The sequence below is a fragment of the Streptomyces sp. NPDC056580 genome, assembly GCF_042793175.1.
Classification (GTDB): domain Bacteria; phylum Actinomycetota; class Actinomycetes; order Streptomycetales; family Streptomycetaceae; genus Streptomyces.
The window spans coordinates 71309-89297 of sequence record NZ_JBHTVE010000003.1; the positions used below are offsets into that span (position 1 = coordinate 71309).

General features: G+C 74.5%; 13 protein-coding genes. 5 read left to right on the forward strand and 8 right to left on the reverse strand.

The genetic code is table 11. From position 1 onward, the window contains the following. Window positions 1-36: 36 nt before the first annotated feature. The gene (locus tag ACFQ9Z_RS07065) at window positions 37-855 is read right to left on the reverse strand and encodes a Tat pathway signal sequence domain protein (RefSeq protein ID WP_383012043.1); all 819 of its coding nucleotides are present in this window, start codon (window positions 853-855) and stop codon (window positions 37-39) included. Between the two features lie 197 nt (window positions 856-1052). On the opposite strand from ACFQ9Z_RS07065, the gene glgX reads away from it, so the two are divergent. The 3 genes from glgX (at window position 1053) to ACFQ9Z_RS07080 (ending at window position 7017) form a co-directional block, all read left to right on the forward strand. Then, a complete protein-coding gene (gene glgX / locus ACFQ9Z_RS07070; protein ID WP_383012046.1) occupies window positions 1053-3194 on the forward strand; it encodes a glycogen debranching protein GlgX in 2142 nt (713 codons plus the stop codon). A 90-nt stretch (window positions 3195-3284) separates the two neighbouring features. Continuing rightward, window positions 3285-5654: a malto-oligosyltrehalose synthase gene (treY, locus tag ACFQ9Z_RS07075; protein ID WP_383012049.1), complete on the forward strand. Its 2370-nt coding sequence runs from the start codon at window positions 3285-3287 to the stop codon at window positions 5652-5654. 112 nt (window positions 5655-5766) lie between these two features. Continuing rightward, the gene (locus tag ACFQ9Z_RS07080; RefSeq protein WP_383012052.1) at window positions 5767-7017 is read left to right on the forward strand and encodes a M14 family zinc carboxypeptidase; all 1251 of its coding nucleotides are present in this window, start codon (window positions 5767-5769) and stop codon (window positions 7015-7017) included. Between the two features lie 104 nt (window positions 7018-7121). Here the strand turns inward: ACFQ9Z_RS07080 and ACFQ9Z_RS07085 are convergent, their stop codons facing one another. Then, window positions 7122-7535: an SSI family serine proteinase inhibitor gene (locus ACFQ9Z_RS07085; protein ID WP_383012055.1), complete on the reverse strand. Its 414-nt coding sequence runs from the start codon at window positions 7533-7535 to the stop codon at window positions 7122-7124. Between the two features lie 87 nt (window positions 7536-7622). Beyond that, entirely contained in the window at window positions 7623-8183 is a 561-nt protein-coding gene (locus ACFQ9Z_RS07090) for an FHA domain-containing protein (protein ID WP_383012058.1), read from the reverse strand. A 175-nt stretch (window positions 8184-8358) separates the two neighbouring features. On the opposite strand from ACFQ9Z_RS07090, the gene treZ reads away from it, so the two are divergent. After that, window positions 8359-10104, forward strand: coding sequence for a malto-oligosyltrehalose trehalohydrolase (gene treZ, locus ACFQ9Z_RS07095; RefSeq protein ID WP_383012061.1), 1746 nt, complete (start codon window positions 8359-8361; stop codon window positions 10102-10104). Between the two features lie 8 nt (window positions 10105-10112). Here treZ and ACFQ9Z_RS07100 read toward each other — a convergent pair whose 3' ends face one another. The 4 genes from ACFQ9Z_RS07100 to cyc2 form a co-directional block, all read right to left on the reverse strand. Further along, window positions 10113-11057: an aminoglycoside phosphotransferase family protein gene (locus tag ACFQ9Z_RS07100; RefSeq protein ID WP_383012063.1), complete on the reverse strand. Its 945-nt coding sequence runs from the start codon at window positions 11055-11057 to the stop codon at window positions 10113-10115. Window positions 11058-11111: 54 nt separating this feature from the next. Further along, a complete protein-coding gene (locus ACFQ9Z_RS07105) occupies window positions 11112-12239 on the reverse strand; it encodes an aminopeptidase P family protein (RefSeq protein WP_383012065.1) in 1128 nt (375 codons plus the stop codon). A gap of 113 nt (window positions 12240-12352) precedes the next feature. After that, window positions 12353-12940: a PDZ domain-containing protein gene (locus ACFQ9Z_RS07110; protein WP_383012068.1), complete on the reverse strand. Its 588-nt coding sequence runs from the start codon at window positions 12938-12940 to the stop codon at window positions 12353-12355. A gap of 211 nt (window positions 12941-13151) precedes the next feature. Continuing rightward, window positions 13152-15314 carry a germacradienol/geosmin synthase Cyc2 gene (gene cyc2, locus ACFQ9Z_RS07115; protein ID WP_383012071.1) on the reverse strand — a complete coding sequence of 721 codons (2163 nt, stop codon included), beginning with the start codon at window positions 15312-15314 and terminating at the stop codon, window positions 13152-13154. Between the two features lie 227 nt (window positions 15315-15541). Between cyc2 and ACFQ9Z_RS07120 the strand changes: the two genes are divergently transcribed. Then, the gene (locus tag ACFQ9Z_RS07120) at window positions 15542-16801 is read left to right on the forward strand and encodes a cytochrome P450 (RefSeq protein WP_383012074.1); all 1260 of its coding nucleotides are present in this window, start codon (window positions 15542-15544) and stop codon (window positions 16799-16801) included. Here ACFQ9Z_RS07120 and ACFQ9Z_RS07125 read toward each other — a convergent pair. Next, complete coding sequence (locus ACFQ9Z_RS07125) at window positions 16778-17977, reverse strand: damage-control phosphatase ARMT1 family protein (protein ID WP_383012077.1); 1200 nt, start codon at window positions 17975-17977, stop codon at window positions 16778-16780. The genes ACFQ9Z_RS07120 and ACFQ9Z_RS07125 overlap by 24 nt on opposite strands. Between the last annotated feature and the right edge of the window lie 12 nt (window positions 17978-17989).

The following is a 17989-nucleotide window of genomic DNA, read 5'->3' on the forward strand; positions in this document are numbered from 1 at the left end:
TCGGAAGAACCGGAAGACGTGGACGGGGCGCGGGGCTCAGTGGCGTTCGAGCCGGCCCGCCTTGCGGGCGCTGAGATCGACGACCAGCCACCTGGCGTCGATCCACGGGCCGTTCTTGACCTTGGGGAACAACCGCACACAGCGGTGTTCGCCGCACTTGCCGAGCACGGCCGGCTGCCCGCCCGGAGTGGCGCGGTAGACGGCGCCGTTGAGCTGCAACTGGTCCGGGGAGGTCAGCTCGTGGCCGGTGGCGTCCCGGTAGTCCGCCTTGAGGCCCGCGCCCAGCGGGTCGGCGATCAGCAGCCGGGCCGCCTCGGCGTTCTCCGCCCGGCTCAGCGGCGGCTGGACCCCCTTGCTGGTGACGGAGGCGACGACCTTGCCGGTCGCCAGGTCGACCGTCCTGGTGATGAGCGCATCGCTCCGGTAGTCGTAGAAGCTCACGTCGGCCCGGCGCGGCGCTTTCGGGTCGTCGAGTTCGTCCGCCTCCGGATCGGCCAGGTCTACGCTCAGTCGCTGCGGGCCCGGGTGCCCGTCCACGTTCTCGCCGGCGCCGAGAGTCCGTCCGCTCAGGGCGATGCTCTCGACGCGCCGGATCTCGTCGTCGGTCAGCGGGTCGCGGCCCGTGCCCTTCTTCCCCTCGGCCGGCGCCTGCCGTACGACGCCCGGCGGGACCTCGCCCGGTCCCCGCCCCGCCTGCCGGGCGGCCGGCGTGCCGCCGCCGCCATCGCTACCGCCCGTTTCGCCGGCCCCCGCCGTGCCGGGCAGGGTGACTCCCACCATCACCGCGGTCCCGGCCACCGCCAGCGCCGCGCCGGCCACGACCTTGCCGAGATGCCGGTGCACTGTCTCGCGCACATCTTCCCCCTGCTCCCCCAAGATCCCCGGGGGTACGTGTATCCCCACTGATTCGGCACACGGCGGGTACACGAGTCGCCGTATGCACTGGTCGGCCGGTAAGAGGGCAGTAAGTCTCGGGAGGTTCCCTCACTTTCGGGGAGACTCGAAGCCATCGCGCCCCCCAGCGGGGCCGCACACCTGGAAGAGTCGTGGTCATGCAGGTCTGGCCTGGAGAGGCGTATCCGCTCGGCGCCACGTACGACGGCGCCGGAACCAACTTCGCGGTCTTCACGGAGGCCGCGCACCGAGTAGAGCTGTGTCTGCTGCACGACGACGGCTCGGAGACGGCGGTGGAACTGCGCGAGAGCGACGCGTTCGTGCGGCACGCGTACGTGCCGGGGGTGATGCCGGGGCAGCGGTACGGGTTCCGGATGCACGGCCCGTACGACCCCGCGCGCGGGCTGCGCTGCAACTCGGCGAAGCTGCTGCTCGACCCGTACGCGAAGGCGGTCAGCGGGGCCGTGTCGTGGGGCGAGGAGGTGTACGGCTACCACTTCGGCGCCCCGGACCGGCGCAACGACCTGGACTCGGCGCCGCACACCATGACCTCGGTGGTGATCAACCCCTACTTCGACTGGGGCGACGACCGGCCGCCGCACACCGACTACCACCACACGGTGATCTACGAGGCCCATGTGAAGGGCCTGACCATGACCCACCCGGGGCTCCCGGAGGAACTGCGCGGCACGTACGCGGCGCTCGCCCATCCGGCGGTCATCGAGCACCTGACCAAGCTCGGGGTGACGGCGCTCGAGCTGATGCCCGTGCACCAGTTCGTGAACGACCACCGGTTGGTCGACATGGGCCTGAACAACTACTGGGGCTACAACACCATCGGCTTCTTCGCCCCGCACAACGCGTACGCGTCCTGGGGCGACCGGGGCCAGCAGGTGCTCGAGTTCAAGTCGGCGGTACGGGCGCTGCACGAGGCCGGGATCGAGGTGATCCTGGACGTCGTCTACAACCACACGGCCGAGGGCAACCACCTGGGCCCGACGCTGTCCTTCAAGGGCATCGACAACCCCTCGTACTACCGGCTCACCGACGATCCGCGCTACTACATGGACACCACGGGCACCGGGAACTCGCTGCTCATGCGGTCCCCGCACGTGCTCCAGCTCATCATGGACTCGCTGCGGTACTGGGTCACCGAGATGCACGTGGACGGCTTCCGCTTCGACCTGGCCGCGACCCTGGCCCGGCAGTTCCACGAGGTGGACCGGCTTTCGTCGTTCTTCGACCTGGTCCAGCAGGACCCGGTGGTCTCCCAGGTGAAGCTGATCGCCGAGCCGTGGGACGTGGGTGAGGGCGGCTACCAGGTGGGCAACTTCCCGCCGCTGTGGACCGAGTGGAACGGCAAGTACCGCGACACGGTCCGCGACCTGTGGCGGGGCGAGCCGCGGGCGCTCGCGGAGTTCGCCTCCCGGCTGACCGGCTCCTCCGACCTCTACCAGGACGACGGCCGGCGGCCGCTCGCCTCGATCAACTTCGTCACCTGTCACGACGGGTTCACGCTGCACGACCTCGTCGCCTACAACGACAAGCACAACGAGGCCAACGGGGAGGAGAACCGCGACGGCGAGAGCCACAACCGGTCCTGGAACTGCGGGGCGGAGGGCGAGACCGAGGACCCGAAGGTGCTGGAGCTGCGCGCCCGGCAGATGCGGAACTTCTTCGCCACCCTGATGCTGTCCCAGGGTGTGCCGATGATCAGCCACGGGGACGAGTTCGCCCGCACGCAGGGCGGCAACAACAACGCCTACTGCCAGGACAACGAGGTCTCCTGGCTCCGGTGGCCGCAGGTCCCGGAAGGGGACTCGCCGCAGGGGGCGTCCCCGGAGGGGGACCTGCTGGAGTTCGTCCGCGCGATGGTGTGGCTGCGCCGGGACCACCCGGTCTTCCGGCGGCGGCGCTTCTTCCACGGGCGTCCGGTGGAGGGCACCCACGACGAGCTGTCCGACATCGCCTGGTTCACCCCCGAGGGCAGCGAGATGACCCAGCAGGACTGGGACTCGGTGCCGGCGTCCGCGCTGACCGTGTTCCTGAACGGCAACGCCATCTCCGAGCCCGGTCCGCGCGGGGAGCGGATCGCCGACGACTCCTTCCTGCTGATGTTCAACGCCTCCCCCGAGCCGCTGGACTTCCAGGTGCCGGTCGACCACGGCCGGCAGTGGCAGGTGGTCGTCGACACGGCCCGCCCGGACGGGGTGCCGCCGGGCACGGGCCCGAAGGTGGCGGCCGGCGACCGCATCACCCTGCCGGACCGCAGCCTGACCGTGCTGCAGCGGCCCGCCTAGGCCGGCCGGGGGGCGTGCACGCTCCGGCGTGCGCCCCCCGCGTGCGGAGGGGATGACACGAAATCCGGTGCGCTGGGTACGTAGGGTTCCATGACTGCTGCGCGACCCGGACCCGAGGTACCCACCGCCACCTACCGCCTGCAACTCCAGCCCTCGTTCCCGTTCGCCGCCGCCGCCGCGGCGGTCCCCTACCTGGCGTCGCTGGGCGTCTCGCACCTGCACCTGTCCCCCGTCCTCGAGTCCGTCCCGGGGTCCGCGCACGGCTACGACGTCGTGGACCACACGCGGGTGCGCGAGGAGCTGGGCGGCGAGGACGGGCTGCGCGCGCTGGCCCGGACCGCACGGGAGCACGGCCTCGGCCTGGTGGTGGACATCGTCCCGAACCACATGGCCATGGCGCCCCGGTACAACCGGGCCCTGTGGGAGGTGCTGCGCGAGGGGCCCGAATCGCCGTACGCGCGCTGGTTCGACATCGACTGGGAGGCGCAGGACGGCAGGGTGCTGCTGCCGGTGCTCGGCGGCCCGGTCGGCTCCGAGCTGGACCGGCTGGTGGTGGACGGGGACGTGCTGCGCTACCACGACCACGCCTTCCCGCTGCGCGAGGGCACCGCGGGCCTCCCGCTGCCCCGGCTGCTGGACGCGCAGTGGTACCGCCCGGTGTGGTGGCGGCTGGCCCGCACCGAGCTGAACTACCGGCGCTTCTTCAGCATCTCCGAGCTGATCGGAGTGCGCGTGGAGGACCCGGAGGTGTTCGGCGCCACCCACGCCAAGATCCTCCAGCTGCTCCACGAGGGCGTGGTCGACGGGCTGCGCGTCGACCACCCCGACGGGCTCGCGGACCCGGGCGGCTATCTGCGGCGGCTGAACGAGGCGACCGGCGGGCGCTGGACCGTCGTGGAGAAGATCCTCGCCGACGGCGAGCACTTGCCCGCCGACTGGCCGGTGGCGGGCACCACGGGCTACGACGCCCTGCGCCACGTCGACGGCCTGTTCACCGACCGCACCGGGGCCTACGAGCTGCTCGGGCGCTACCGGGCGTTCGCGGCGCCGCAGACCGACCGGGGCGGCAACTGGGACGCCACCGTCCGGCGCGCCGCCTACAAGGTGCTCACGCACGAGCTGGCCACCGAGACCGACCGGCTCACCCGGGTGGCCGCCCGGCTGTGCGCCGCCTCGCCGGACCCCTCGCTGCGCGACCGTGCGCCGTGGGCGCTGCGCACGGCCGTGGAGGAGCTGCTGGTGCGGATGCGGGTCTACCGGCCCTACGGCTGCGAGGACGCCTCCGCCGTCATCACCGAGCAGGCCGCCGAGGAGGCCCGGCTGGCCTTCGTGGTGCCCGAGGAGGCGGACGCCGTCGGCATCGTGCGGCGGCTCCTCGTCGGGGAGCCGGGCGACGCCTCGGCGCCGGACCACGCCGACCGGGTCGAGTTCCGCACCCGGTTCGCCCAGACCGCCTCGGCGCTGCGCGCCAAGGCCGTGGAGGACACCGCGTTCTACCGCTACGTGCCGCTGCTGTCGGCGGCCGAGGTGGGCGGCGACCCGGGCTCGCCCGGGGTGTACCCGGAGGACTTCCACGCGTACTGCGCGCGCGTGCAGCGCGACTGGCCCGCCACCGGCACCGTCGTCACCACCCACGACACCAAGCGCAGCGCGGACGTGCGCGCCGCGCTGGCCGTGCTCACCGAGTGCCCGGACCGCTGGGCGAAGGTGCTCGCGGAGGTGTCCCGGGCCGAGGCGGGCGCCCCGGACGGACAGCTCGCCTGGGCGGCCTGGCAGACCGTGTTCGGGCTCGGCCCGGCGGAGGAGGAACGGGTCCGGCAGGCGCTGCTCAAGCACGTCCGCGAGGCGGGGATGTACACGAGCTGGACCGAGCAGGAGCCGTCGTACGAGGAGGCTGTGGCCGCCTTCCTCACGGCGGGACCGTGCGGGCCGCCCGGCGAGCGGGTGGCCGCCCTGCGCAAGTCGCTGGAGCCGCACATCCGGGCGAACGTCCTGGGCACCGCGCTGGTCCAGCTCACGATGCCGGGGGTGCCGGACGTGTACCAGGGCACGGAGAGCGAGTACCGGGCGCTGGTCGACCCCGACAACCGGCGGCCGGTGCCGTTCCCGCCGCCGGTGCCGGGCGAGAAGGACGCGCTGACGGCGGCGGCGCTGCGGCTGCGCGCCCGCCGGCCCGGCGCGTTCGGCACGGCGGCGGCCTACGCCCCGCTGGCGGCGGACGGGCCCGCGGCGGAGCACTGCCTGGCGTTCACTCGTTCGGGTGAGGTGGTCACGGCGGTGACCCGGCTGTCGCTGCGGCTGGCTGAGTCGGGCGGCTGGCGGGACACCCGGCTTGAGCTGCCGCCCGGGCGGTGGGCGGACGCGCTGACCCCGGGACGGGAGTTCACCGGGCACGCGCGCGTGGCGGACCTCCTCGACCGGTTCCCGGTGGCCCTGCTGGAGCGGTCGGGCGAGGGCTGAGGCCCTCCGGTGGGGGTGTCCGGGCGCCCGCGTGCGGCCACCGGCGACGTTCTTGACAGTTCCCCCGTGCCGTGCGGCACTGGGAGGGCGAAGCCGGTTGGACAAGTCGGGGGTGAGTCTCCTGCCGGAGTTGCGCTATCCCAGCGTTCCCCAATTGGTCGCCTCCGCCCGGGCGCTGGCCGCCACGGAGCCCCGGCTGTGCGCGCTCAGGCAGGTGGGCGCCTCGCGGGCCGGCCGGCCCCTGCACCTGCTGTCGGTGGGACACGCCCGCCGGGCGGTGCTGGTGGTGGCCGGCGCGCACGCCAACGAGCCCACCGGCGGCAGCACCCTGCGGGCGCTGGCCGAACGGGTGCTGGCCGCGCCGGAGTTGCGGGCGGACACCTCCTGGCACTTCCTGCTCTGCGCGGATCCGGACGGCGCCAGCCTGCACGTGACCCCGGCGCCGCGCAGCCTGCTCGACTACCACAGGGGCTTCTACCGGCCCACGGGCGCCGAGCAGCCCGAGTGGTCGCCCGCGGTGCTGCCGCCGGACCGGCTGCCGCCCGAGACGCGGGCCCTGACCGGAGTGATCGACGAGCTGCGCCCCTACCTCCAGGCGACGCTGCACGGCACCGATCTGGGCGGCAGCTGGGTGCAGTTGACGAGGGACGTGCCCGGACTCGCCGAGCCGTTCGCCAAGTCGGCGGCCGAGCTGCACATACCGGTGGAGACGGGCGCCTCGGACGCGGCGGGCTGGCCGGCCTCGGGGCCCGGGGTGCATGTGATGCCCGGCCCCGGGAGCGGTGTCGCCTACCCGAGCCTGCCGGACGACGCCCGGCACAGCACCTGGTACCACGCGCACCGCTACGGCGGTCTGACCGCCGTGGTGGAGGTGCCGATGTGGGCGAGCGACCTGGTGGGCGACCCGGCGCCGCACCCGGCGCCGGCCGCGGCGATGCGGCGGCTGGCGGCACGGCTGCTGCGGGACGCGCTGGAGATCGAGCGGGTGTTCGAGGACGCGCTGCCCCGGCTGCGGGACACCGACGGGCCGCTGCTGCGGGCCGCGCGCTGGGTGCTGGAGCTGATGCCGGGGCTGGCGGCCGACTGGGTCCAGACCCGGCCGGCCGGCACGACGATGGCCTACGTCGGCAGTGTGGACGCCTTCGGGCGGCGGCTGCCGCTGCGGGCGGCCGCGATGCTGCTGCGGGTGCTGCGGCAGACGGACGACCGGGCGGCGCCCGTCCTGGAGCGGCTCGTCGCCTGCTGGTGCGAGGCCTACGCGGCGCGCTTCCAGGCCCGCTGGGTGCCGTTGGCGCATCAGGTGGAGCACCAGTCGCGGACAGTTCTGGTGGCGGCCCGGCAGGCCCGGGAGCGGGCCGGGTGAGGCACCGCCCGGGCGCGGGCGGGCTGAGGCACCGCCCGGGCGCGGGCGGGGGCGTGCGGGCCGGACCGCGCCCCGGCGGTCCGCCGGACGGGTTGCCGTCCGGGTCAGCCGTCCAGGGCGAAGACCGCACCCGTGCGCGCGTTCATGACGCACATGCTGGTGTAGGTCTCCTGGAACTGCACAGGCCGCCCCTTCCACTCCCCGTGCGCCCGGGCGGTCACCGGGGCGAAGATCATCGGGCAGAACACGTTCTTCTGCGGGATGCGCGCGATGTCCCCGCCGGCGGCGGCCAGTTCGGCACAGGCGTCGGCCGCGTGCGGGTGCCCCTGGGGCGGGTCGCACAGCAGCAGGGTGCCGTGGGAGTCGAGGGACGGGCTCTCGCCGCGGGTGACGGTGAGGTGGAGCCAGTCGCCGGGCGGTGTGGCGCGGGAGGCGGCCTGGGCCGGTCCCGCGGCGATGAGGCATGCGGCGGCCAGCACGGCGGCGGCCGCCGCGGTCGCTCGGGTGATGTACGTCATGTCAGGTGCATCGGCACGGCGGCCGGTGTTCCCCACCCCCCTCACCCGAACGGAACCGCGCGGGCGGACGACGCGGGCGGGGGCCGGTCAGGCCTCCCGGTGCGCCGCCAGGCGGAACGCGGTCCGGCCGAAGGCGACCTGGTCGCCCTCGCGGACCACGACGGCGCCGACCACCCGGCGGCCGTTGACGGTGGTGCCGTTGGTGGAGCCGAGGTCGCGGAGGATCCACACCCCGCCCTGGTGGCGCAGCTCGGCGTGCACCCGGGAGACGGTGTCGTGGTTCAGGCGCAGCCCGTTCGCGGGATCGCGGCCTATGCGCAGCGGGTGGCCGCCCGCCGGGTGCGGCAGCAGCAGCTTGGGCAGCCGCTCGGCCTGCCAGGCCCGGCGCAGCCGTACGGTGAAGCCGGAGACGGCCTCGACGGTGCCGAACAGCGCGCGCGAGAAGCGGTTCTCGGTGGGCAGGTCGGCGGTGAGGGCGGCGAGTTCGTCCGCGCCCCGGGCGGCGAGCGCCAGTTCCATGCGGCGCACGAAGGTGTCGTGCGACAGGCGGCCCATGGCGGCGCCGTCCCGCAGCACCCGCAGCGCCTTGTCGCGCTCCGCGTCGGACAGCCGCGCGGGCTGCAGGGGGAACTCGAAGGACGACGTCACGCTGGTGATTGTCAGGGGTGTGAACCCCCGGTGTCCAGAATCGGGGAAAACGGTGCCGAGGCACGCGTACCCGCGCGACACCCGCCGGGAAAGCCCTGATTCGAAAGCGGATTGATCGCTTTAGCGGCACGATGGACGCACTCCATCACGGTGAGCAGACGAAGGGGAACCGTCCGTGCAGTTCGAGGTGTGGGCACCGCAGGCAGACCGTGTGACGCTCCATTGCGACGGCGCGACAGGCGCGTTGGAGCGCGATCCGCAGCGGGCCGGCTGGTGGTCGGGGCAGGCGAGGGCCCGGGACGGCTCGCGGTACGGGTTCGCGCTGGACGACGGTCCGGTGCTGCCCGACCCGCGCTCGCGCCGGCAACCGGACGGCCCGGACGGTCTGAGCGCGGTCGTCGACCACGGACGGTACGCGTGGCGTGCCGCGTGGGCGGGGCGGGGGCTGCCGGGGGCGGTCCTCTACGAGCTGCACGTGGGCACGTTCACCCGCGAGGGCACCCTGGACGCGGCCGCGGCCCGGCTGGAGCACCTGGTGGAACTGGGCGTCAGTCATGTGGAGTTGATGCCCCTGTGCCCGTTCCCGGGGCGGCACGGCTGGGGGTACGAGGGGGTGTCGCTGTGGGCGGTGCACGAGCCGTACGGCGGCCCGGAGGCGCTGAAGCGGTTCGTGGACCGGGCGCACGAACTCGGTCTGGCCGTGGTCCTGGACGTCGTGCACAACCACCTGGGCCCGTCCGGCAACTACCTGCCGCTGTTCGGGCCGTACTTCACCGACACGCACCACACGCCGTGGGGCTCGGCGGTGAACCTCGACGCGCCCGGCTCGGACGAGGTGCGCGCGTTCCTGGTGGGCAGCGCGCTGGCGTGGCTGCGGGACTACCGGATCGACGGGCTCCGGCTGGACGCCGTGCACGCGCTGCACGACACGCGCGCGCGGCACTTCCTGGAGGAGCTGTCCGCCGCCGTCGACGGCCTCGCGGACGAGCTGGGCCGCCCGCTGTCGCTGATCGCCGAGTCGGACCTGAACGACCCGCGGTTCATCACCCCGCGCACGGAGAACGGCCTCGGGCTGCACGCGCAGTGGAACGACGACTTCCACCACGCCGTGCACACCGCGCTGACCGGTGAGTCCCAGGCCTACTACGCCGACTTCGCGCGGGACCCCTTCGCGGCGCTCGCCAAGACGCTCACCGGCGGATACTTCCACGACGGGACGTACTCGAGCTTCCGCGGGCGGGTCCACGGCCGGCCGCTGGACCGCGCCCGGGTGGCCGGGCACCGGCTGCTGGGCTACAGCCAGACCCACGACCAGATCGGCAACCGGGCCCAGGGGGACCGGCTTGCCGCCCGCCTCTCCCCCGGCCTGCTGGCCTGCGCGGCCGCCCTCACGCTGACCGCGCCGTTCACGCCGATGCTGTTCATGGGCGAGGAGTGGGCGGCGGGCACCCCCTGGCAGTTCTTCACCGACCACACGGACCCGGAGCTGGCCGAGGCGGTACGCCGGGGCAGGCGCCGGGAGTTCGCGCAGCACGGCTGGGCCGAGGAGGACGTGCCGGACCCGCAGGACCCGGCGACCCGGGAGCGGTCCTGCCTCGACTGGTCGGAGCCGGACCGCGAATCCCACGCGCGCGTGCTCGCCTGGTACCGGCGGCTGATCGCGCTGCGCCGGGAGCAGCCGGACCTGACCGACCCCGACCTCGCCGACACCAAGGTGGCCCACGACGCCGAGGCCCGCTGGCTGGCGTTCCGGCGCGGGGACGTCCGGGTGGCGGTGAACCTGGGCAAGGAGCCGGCCGCGATACCGCTGGGCACCGGCCGGGTGGAGGTCCTCGCCGCGTGGGACCCGGTCCGGGCCCCGGGCCCGGACGGGCTGCTGCAGGTGCCCGGCGAGTCGTGCGTGGTGCTGATCCAGCCCTGAGGCCGGGGCTACGACGCGGTGCCGTCGTCCTTGAACTCGGTCACCCGCTCCAGCAGGATCGGCTCCCAGGCGCGCCGCAGCCGGCTGCGCAGCAGGGGCAGGTCGCCGGGGGCGCGGCCCTGCAGGTGGCCGGCGAGCCGCAGGACGGTGTCGCAGCGGGCGAGCCACAGGCCCCGCAGACAGGGATGGGGGCCGTAGCCGGCGAGGGTGGCGGCGCGCACGGCGGCCGGGGCGCCGACGGCCACGGCGAGCCCGGCGATGTCCTCGGCGGGGTCGCCGAGAACCGCCTCGGTCCAGTCCAGGACGCCGCGCACCCGGCCGTCGGCGCTGACCACCACGTGCTCGCCGACGAGGCCGTGGTGGGTCAGCACCTCGGTGCCGTGCCGTGCGGCGAGCTGGGCGGCGCCGGGCGGGGTGAGGTGGAGCCGGGTGGCGTCGAACTCGTCGGCGGCGGCGAGCCGCGCGGCCGCCCGCACGGCCATGCGGCGCAGCGCGTCCAGCGAGCGCGGGGCGCCGCGCGGCACCCCGAGCGCCTCGGCCCGCCGTACCGGCACCTCGCGCAGGCCGCCGAGCAGCCCGGCGAGGTCGGCCTCGCCGACGGCGGAGACGTCGTGCTCGTCGGCGGTGCCGCCGGGCACCACCGTGTCGAGGGTGTAGGCGAGGCCGGGCGCCCAGTCGCCGTGGGCGACGCTGACCGGAACGGTGACCGGCACGTGCGGGCGGACCAGGTCGCGCAGGCGCAGTTCCCGGCGGCGGCGCTCGGTGGCCTCCCGGTCGGGGGCGAGGCGCAGCACGTGGCGGGTGCCGACCCACCAGGTGTGCTCGTGGCCTTCGCCGACGGGACGGACGTCCGGTCCCCCGGTCATGTCGCCGTCCCCGCCGTCGCTGTCGTGGAGCAGTGAACGGACCAGTCGGCGGACGGTGTCCGCGGTGGGTGTGGGTGCCTGGGTCATGGGTCGCGCGCAGCCGTTTCCGATCCGTCGTCGAGGGTGTGTCTCCCGGTGGCCTCAGTCCACCACGACCATCTCGCGGGTGGTGTTGTTGAGGCGCCGGCCGCCGTCCTCGGTCACCGTGACGATGTCCTCGATGCGCACGCCGAAGCGGCCGGGCAGGTAGACGCCGGGCTCCACGGAGAAGCACATGCCGGGCACCAGGGGCTGCTCCTCGCCCTCGATCATGTACGGCGGTTCGTGCGTGGTGACGCCGATGCCGTGCCCGGTGCGGTGGATGAAGTACTCGCCGTACCCGGCGTCGGCGATGACCGCCCGGGCGGCGCGGTCGACCTCCTGGCAGGCCGCCCCCGGCCGCACGGCACGGAAGCCGGCCTCCTGCGCGGCGCGGACGATGTCGTGGACCCGGCGCTCCTCCTCGGTCGGCTCGCCGACGTGCACCGTGCGGGTGGTGTCCGAGCCGTAGCCGTCCTTGAGGCCGCCGAAGTCGAGGACGACCATGTCGCCCCGCTGGATGACGCGGTCGCCGACCTCGTGGTGGGGGTTGGCGCCGTTGGGGCCGGAGCCGACGATGGTGAAGTCGACCTGGGAGTGCCCGAAGCGGCGCAGCAGACCGGCGAGGTCGTGGCCGACGTCGGACTCGCGGCGGCCGGCGAACGGCACGTTCCGGATCTCCTCGAACGCCTGGTCCGCGGCGGCTCCGGCGGCCGCCAGGAGTTCCAGCTCGGCGGCGTCCTTGACGGCGCGCAGCATGGGCAGGGCGTCGGTGAGGGCGGCGTAGGAGGTGCCGGGCAGGATGCGCTGCAGGCCCAGCAGGTGCATCGCCCAGGTGTTGTCGCTGATGCCGAGGCGGCCGTGGTCCTCGAGGAGGCCGGCGGTGACGGCGTACGGGTCCTTGGCGTCGGTCCAGTCGCGCAGGGTGAGCACGGACGCGGCGGGCGCCCGCTCGGCGTCCGGCGCCTCCAGGGCGGGCACGACGAGCACGGGGTCGCGTCCGGGGGTGAGTACCAGCACGGTGAGCCGCTCGGTGACCGCGGTGGGCGTGTAGCCGGTCAGCCAGACCATGTCCGGGCCGGGTGCCACGAGCAGTCCGGCGAGGCCGGCGCCGGCGGCGGAGCGCGTGGCGCGCTCCATGCGGGCCCTGTAGTCGTCGGCGGTGAAGGGCGCGGGCGTACTGCCGGTCATCCGGGCCTCCGAGCGCGGTCGAGGTGACGGTGCGAAGCGGTTCCGGGCAGCATCCTGCCCGGCCGGACCGGGCGGCGCGAGCCGATCGCGAAGTCCGCCTAACGTGCGCCCCGTCAGGTCACCACTCCGGGTGCCGCGGTGAGCCGCTGGTAGCCGCCGCCGCTGTGGCGCACGGTGAGGATGACCGTGGTCCCGGGCCGGGTCCGGGCCACCGCGTGCGCCAGGTCGGCGGCGGTGTCCACGCGCTCGGCGCCGACCCGCAGCAGGACGTCGCCGCGGACCAGACCCGCCGTGTAGCCGGGGCCGGGCACATGGACGCCGGTCACGAGCGCGCCCGCCTTCTCGGCGTCCACGGCCTCCACGCCCAGCGTCGCACCGGTCCGGAAGTCGGCGGGGCCCGGCGGGGCGGAGGTCGCTGGGCGGCCGTCGGGGGCCCGGGCGGCCTGCCGACCGGGCTCCGGGGCGGCCTGCCGGCGCGGCTCGGCCGGCCGGCCCAGGCCGGCCACGGTGGCGCCCACCGTGCCGATGACCGCCCCGCAGAGCAGCAGGACGGTCCCGGCCGGCAGTCCGAGCAGCAGGGTCCTGCGCCGCCGGCCGCGCCGGTTCCCGGCGTGCGGCCGCCTGACGGCGGGGTCCGCCGCGGTGTCCGCCCGCCGCTCCCGGCCGGGCATCGGCTTGGGCCGCAACGCTGTCTGTTCCATGGTTCACTCGCCTCCCGATGGTGCCTACCCGGGGCGCCCGGCCGTGACGAGCCACGAAAGAGTGAGACTGCCCGGCGCGTGGCAGCCTCGGGGACCGGTGCCCGGACGGACCGGTGCCCGGACGTCCGCCCGGCGGGCGCGCGGGCCGCACGGACGGCCGTCCGGACGGTGTGACGGCGGGCCGGGCCGGCGCGCCGTCACACCCGGCCGGTCAGCCCCGGGACAGCGCCGGCACGCCCGGGGCCCGGCCCGGCAGGAAGCCGTGGGCGCGGCGGCCGAGCCACTCGGCCTTGTAACGGTCGACCTCCCGGTGCCAGTTCAGGATGCCCGCCATCCAGTTCTGCAGGTCCAGGACATAGCCGTCCACGGCCGCGCGCGCCTCGCCGGACAGTTCGAAGTCCTCGTAGAGGACCGGCAGTTCGTGTGCGACGACGTGCTCGAACTGCCGCATGCGCTGCGTCGTCAGGTCGTGGACGACGCCGAGCGCGGCCGGGTAGCCGACGCCGAAGAAGTTCTGCACGACGAGCACCGCGTTGTGGATCTCGCCCTCGTACTCGATCTCCTTCTGGTACGAGAAGACGTCGTTGAGGAGGCAGGCGTAGTCGACGGCGGCGTTCTCCAGTGAGCGCACCGGCCCGCTGCGGTAGACCTCGGGCGGGATCACCGGGCCGTGGCCCATGCGGCACAGGCTCAGGGTGAGGTCCGAGCCGAAGGTCGAGCGCCGCATCTCCAGGTAGTCGACCGGGTCGGGAACGCGGTGCTGCGCCTGGTTGGACAGCTCCCACACCCAGCTCTCGGTCATCGCGTCCACCGCCGCCTTGAAGGTGCGCCGCTGGTCGGGCGCCATGGACGCGGTCGTGCGCGCCCACAGGTCGGTCAGAGCGCGCTCCATGGCGCTCGCCGGGACGACGTCGGGTCCGCCCTCGACCGGCATGCACGCGGAGAGCCGGGCCGTGGTCAGCCGGGCTGCGGCCAGGTCCCGGCGGTGGCCGTACACCAGGGGGTAGTAGTCGTCGCCGTAGGTGCCCCAGGCGAGCCACTGGGCGCTGAGGTCGAGGGCCTCCGGGGTGGCGTCCGGATCGAGCCCGGCCGAGCAGAGCGCGAGGTCGTAGGCGGCGAGCTTGTCCTCGTCCCAGACGCCCTCGCCGAGGATGCCCATACGGTGCGACCAGGTCACGAGGTTGCGGCGGGCGGTGTCCAGATGGGGGCTCAGCGCCAGCTCGTACGGCATGTGGAAGTCGGGCAGCAGGGACGGGCCGACCCTCTGGTAGGGCACGTGCGAGTACGCGCGCAGGCGTTCCGCGGCGGCCGCGGCGAGCAGCGCGCCGACGTCGGCGGCGAAGGCGCCGGGGCCGCTCGGCGGCTGCCAGGGGGAGGTGGAGCGGGCGCCCTCGTTCATGTAGCGGCTGGAGCGCAGGTGCCATTCGTGGCCGCCGGACTGCCAGTCCTGCAGGCCCTTGGCGTAGGCGGCGACCGCGGCGACCTCGCCGGGCGTGAGTCCCTTCTCCAGGGCCACGGCGGGCACTTCGGTGAGCGCGGTGTGCTCGAACTGGTGCAGCCGGGAGGTGAGGATGTCGTTGACGGTGTCGGCGGCCTCCTGGGTGGTGCAGCCGAAGAAGGTCTCCAGCACGAGGACGCCGTTGCTGTTCTCGCCCTCGTCCTCGACCTCCCGCTGGTAGGAGAAGAGGTCGTTGCGCAGGTGGACCGCGTCGGAGAAGGTCTCCATGAGCACCCTGAGCGGCCGGGTGCCGGCGACCGCGGCGGGCACCTCGGCGGTGGCGTACTCCACCAGGCCCGCCGACCAGGGGGCGCCGCCCACCTTGCGGCGCATCTCGATGTACTCGACCGGGTTGGCGATCCGCCCCTCGTTGATGTTGGACAGCTCCCACAGGGACTCGTTGAGCAGGTGCTCGGTGGCCACGGAGAAGCGCCGGCGCCAGTCGACGGACATCGACGGAACCGTGCGCCGCCACAGGTCCGCCAGGCCCGCCTCGACCGGGTTCTCCGGCTCCGGCACGGGCGCGGCCGGGTCGAGCGGCATGAACAGGGGCAGGCGGTCCAGGTGGGCCTTGCCGGCGACGCGGTCCTGGGTGCGTTTGTACATGTCCAGGAAGTGGTCGTCGAAGAAGAACACCCACACGTACCAGTCGGTGACCAGCGAGAGGGCCGGTCCGTCGCAGTCGGGGTGGGTGTAGGCGCACAGGAGCCCGTAGTCGTGCGCCTCCAGGTCGGCCTGGTCCCAGACCCCGGAGCCCTCCAGCATGCCCATCTCGCGCGCCCACCCGGTCGAGTGGGCGCGTGCCTCGTCGAGGTGCGGGTTGAGCCGCGCCGGATACGGCATGTAGAAGTGCGGGAGTTCGAACGGCTGCGTCATGGCGGGGCCCTACCCGGCGCCCGTGGGGGCCATCCGGGATGCGGCGCATGATCACACCATCGCGTGAAATGCCATGGAAGGGGGCAACTGGCGCGGACGGCGGTGGTGTTGGCCTCCCCGGTCCCGGTGTGCGCCGTCGCGCCCGCCGGCGCTCTTGCCGGACGCCCGCGCGCGGGCCACGGTAGGAGCGTGACCACCTTGCCGCGAGCGGACGGGGGCGGGCCGGCGTGAGCGTGCGCGAGGCCCCGGTGCCCGACGTCTTCGACCCGCGCCGGTACGCCGACGGGGTGCCGTACGCCGACTACCGGGTGCTGCGCGACCACCACCCGGTGGCCTGGCAGGAGGAGCCCGAGGTGCTGGGCTGGCCGGCCGGTCCCGGCTTCTGGGCGGTGACCCGGCACGCCGACGTGGTGCGCGTGCTCAAGGACGCGGCGGTCTTCTCCTCGCACCTCGGCGCCACCCAGATCCGGGACCCCGACCCGGAGGACCTGCCGTTCATCCGGGGCATGATGCTCAACCAGGACCCCCCGGACCACGGCCGGCTGCGGCGCCTGGTGAGCCGGGCGTTCACGCCGGGCCGCGTCGGCCGGTTCGCGGCGGTCGCGCGTGAGCGGGCGCGCACGCTGCTCGCGCGGGCGGCCGGGGAGGCGCGCTCGGGCGACGGCACGGTCGACCTGGTGGCCGCCGTCACCGACGAGTACGCGCTGCTCAACCTGGCCGACCTGCTGGGCGTTCCGGAGGGCGACCGGGGCCTGCTGCTGCACTGGACGCGGCGGGTCATCGGCTACCAGGACCCGGACGAGGCCGCCGCCCCGGTGCTGGACGGCACGGGCCGGCCGGTGAACCCGCGGTCACCGGCCTCGCTGCGGGACATGTTCGCCTACGCCCGTCAACTGGCCGCGCACAAGCGGCGGTTCCCCGCCGACGACATCCTGACGACCCTCGCGCACGACGAGGGTCTCGCCGGGGCCGAGCTGGAGATGTTCTTCTTCCTGCTCACCGTCGCGGGCAACGACACCGTGCGCGGCGCGGCCCCCGGCGGGCTGCTGGCGCTGCTGGAGCACCCGGACGCCTACCGGCGGCTGCGCGCCGGGGAGGTGGAACTCGGTCCGGCGGTCGAGGAGCTGCTGCGCTGGCACCCGCCCGTGCTGACCTTCCGGCGGACGGCCGCGCGGGACACCGAGCTGGCGGGCCGCCGGATCCGCGGGGGCGACAAGGTGGTGGTGTTCCACGCCTCCGCCAACCGCGACGAGCGGGTCTTCGCCGACGCCGGGCGGCTGGACCTGGCCCGGACACCCAATCCGCACGTCTCCTTCGGGGCCGGCCCGCACGTCTGCCTGGGCGCCCACTTCGCCCGCCTGCAACTGCGGGTGCTGCACGAGGAGGTGCTGCGCGCACTGCCGTGCCCGCGGCCGGCCGGCCCGGCCCGGCGGCTGGTGTCCAACTTCATCAACGGCGTCAAGTCACTGCCGGTGCGCCTGGCCTGAGGTGCTCACCTGGATCAGCGCGTGGGTGCCTGCGGTGCGCCAGCGCTGCCCCTCGGCGGCGACCAGGGCCGCCTCGGCGGCCTCGGTGAGACCGGTGATCACGTCGGACTTCAGGGTCCGCAGGGCGGCGACCGGTCCGGGGAAGCCGGCGGTCACGTCCTGGAAGGAGGTGGTGGGCGGCCACCGCCGGTCGCCCACCAGGCGCCGGTAGTTGAGGTCGCCCTTGACGACGGTCAGGGCGGCCCGGCCGAACTCGGCCCGCAGGTCGTCCGGCAGGTCCGCGAACGGCAGCGGGGCGGCGGCGAAGGGGTGGGCGCGTACCGTGACCCGTCCGTCGGCCATCGCCGTCCAGAGCAGCCGCCCGTACTCCCCCGCCGCTCCGGGCGCCGCGACGAGCCGCCGCAGGGCGTCGACCACGTCGGCGGTGGTGGCGTCGGAGACGTAGTAGGGGTACGGCTTGACGTGGAGCACCGCCCGGCCGATCCGGCGCGCGCCGAGCAGGTGGGCGACGAGCAGCAGGTCGGGGACGAGTTCGCGGCCCGCGTTGTCGGCGACCAGGCAGAGCGTGCCGGTGCCGGAGGGCGGCAGCAGTGACCAGAGGGTCCCGCTGTCGTCGGCGACCAGGGCGGGCGCCGGTCCGGCGGTCTCGGCACCGCCGGCGGAGAGCCGGAAGCCGAGGTCGGCGCGGTTGCCCCAGAGCGAGCCGTGCAGCAGGGCGTGGGCCCGGTCCGGCTCCGGCCGGTCGCGGAGCGCGTCGAGCGCGGCCAGTTCCTCACCGGTCTCCGGGGCGTCGAGTTCGGCGCGCTTGAACGGGCGGAAGGGGTCGACGCCCTGCCAAGCGCCGGGACCGAAGTAGCCGACGGCTTCGAGCAGCAGGCGGTAGAAGTAGCTCTCGGACCACAGCCACGGCACGTCGAACCAGGACCGTCCCACGTGGTCGTCCAGACCCCAGGCACGCCACCGCTCCAGGTCGCCCGCGCCCTCGGGCAGCGGTTCGATCACGCCGTCGACGCAGCTCTTCAGCAGGGCGTCCAGCGCCCGGTGCTGCCCGGGACCGTAGGGGAAGGCGTCCCGGACCTGCTGGATGATCGCGGGGTGCCGCTCGGCCAGCACGCTGTGCGGGAAGGAGCCGGGTTCGTTCGCGAGGAGCACGGGCGCGGCGGGTGTCTCGGGCATGCCCGCCACCGT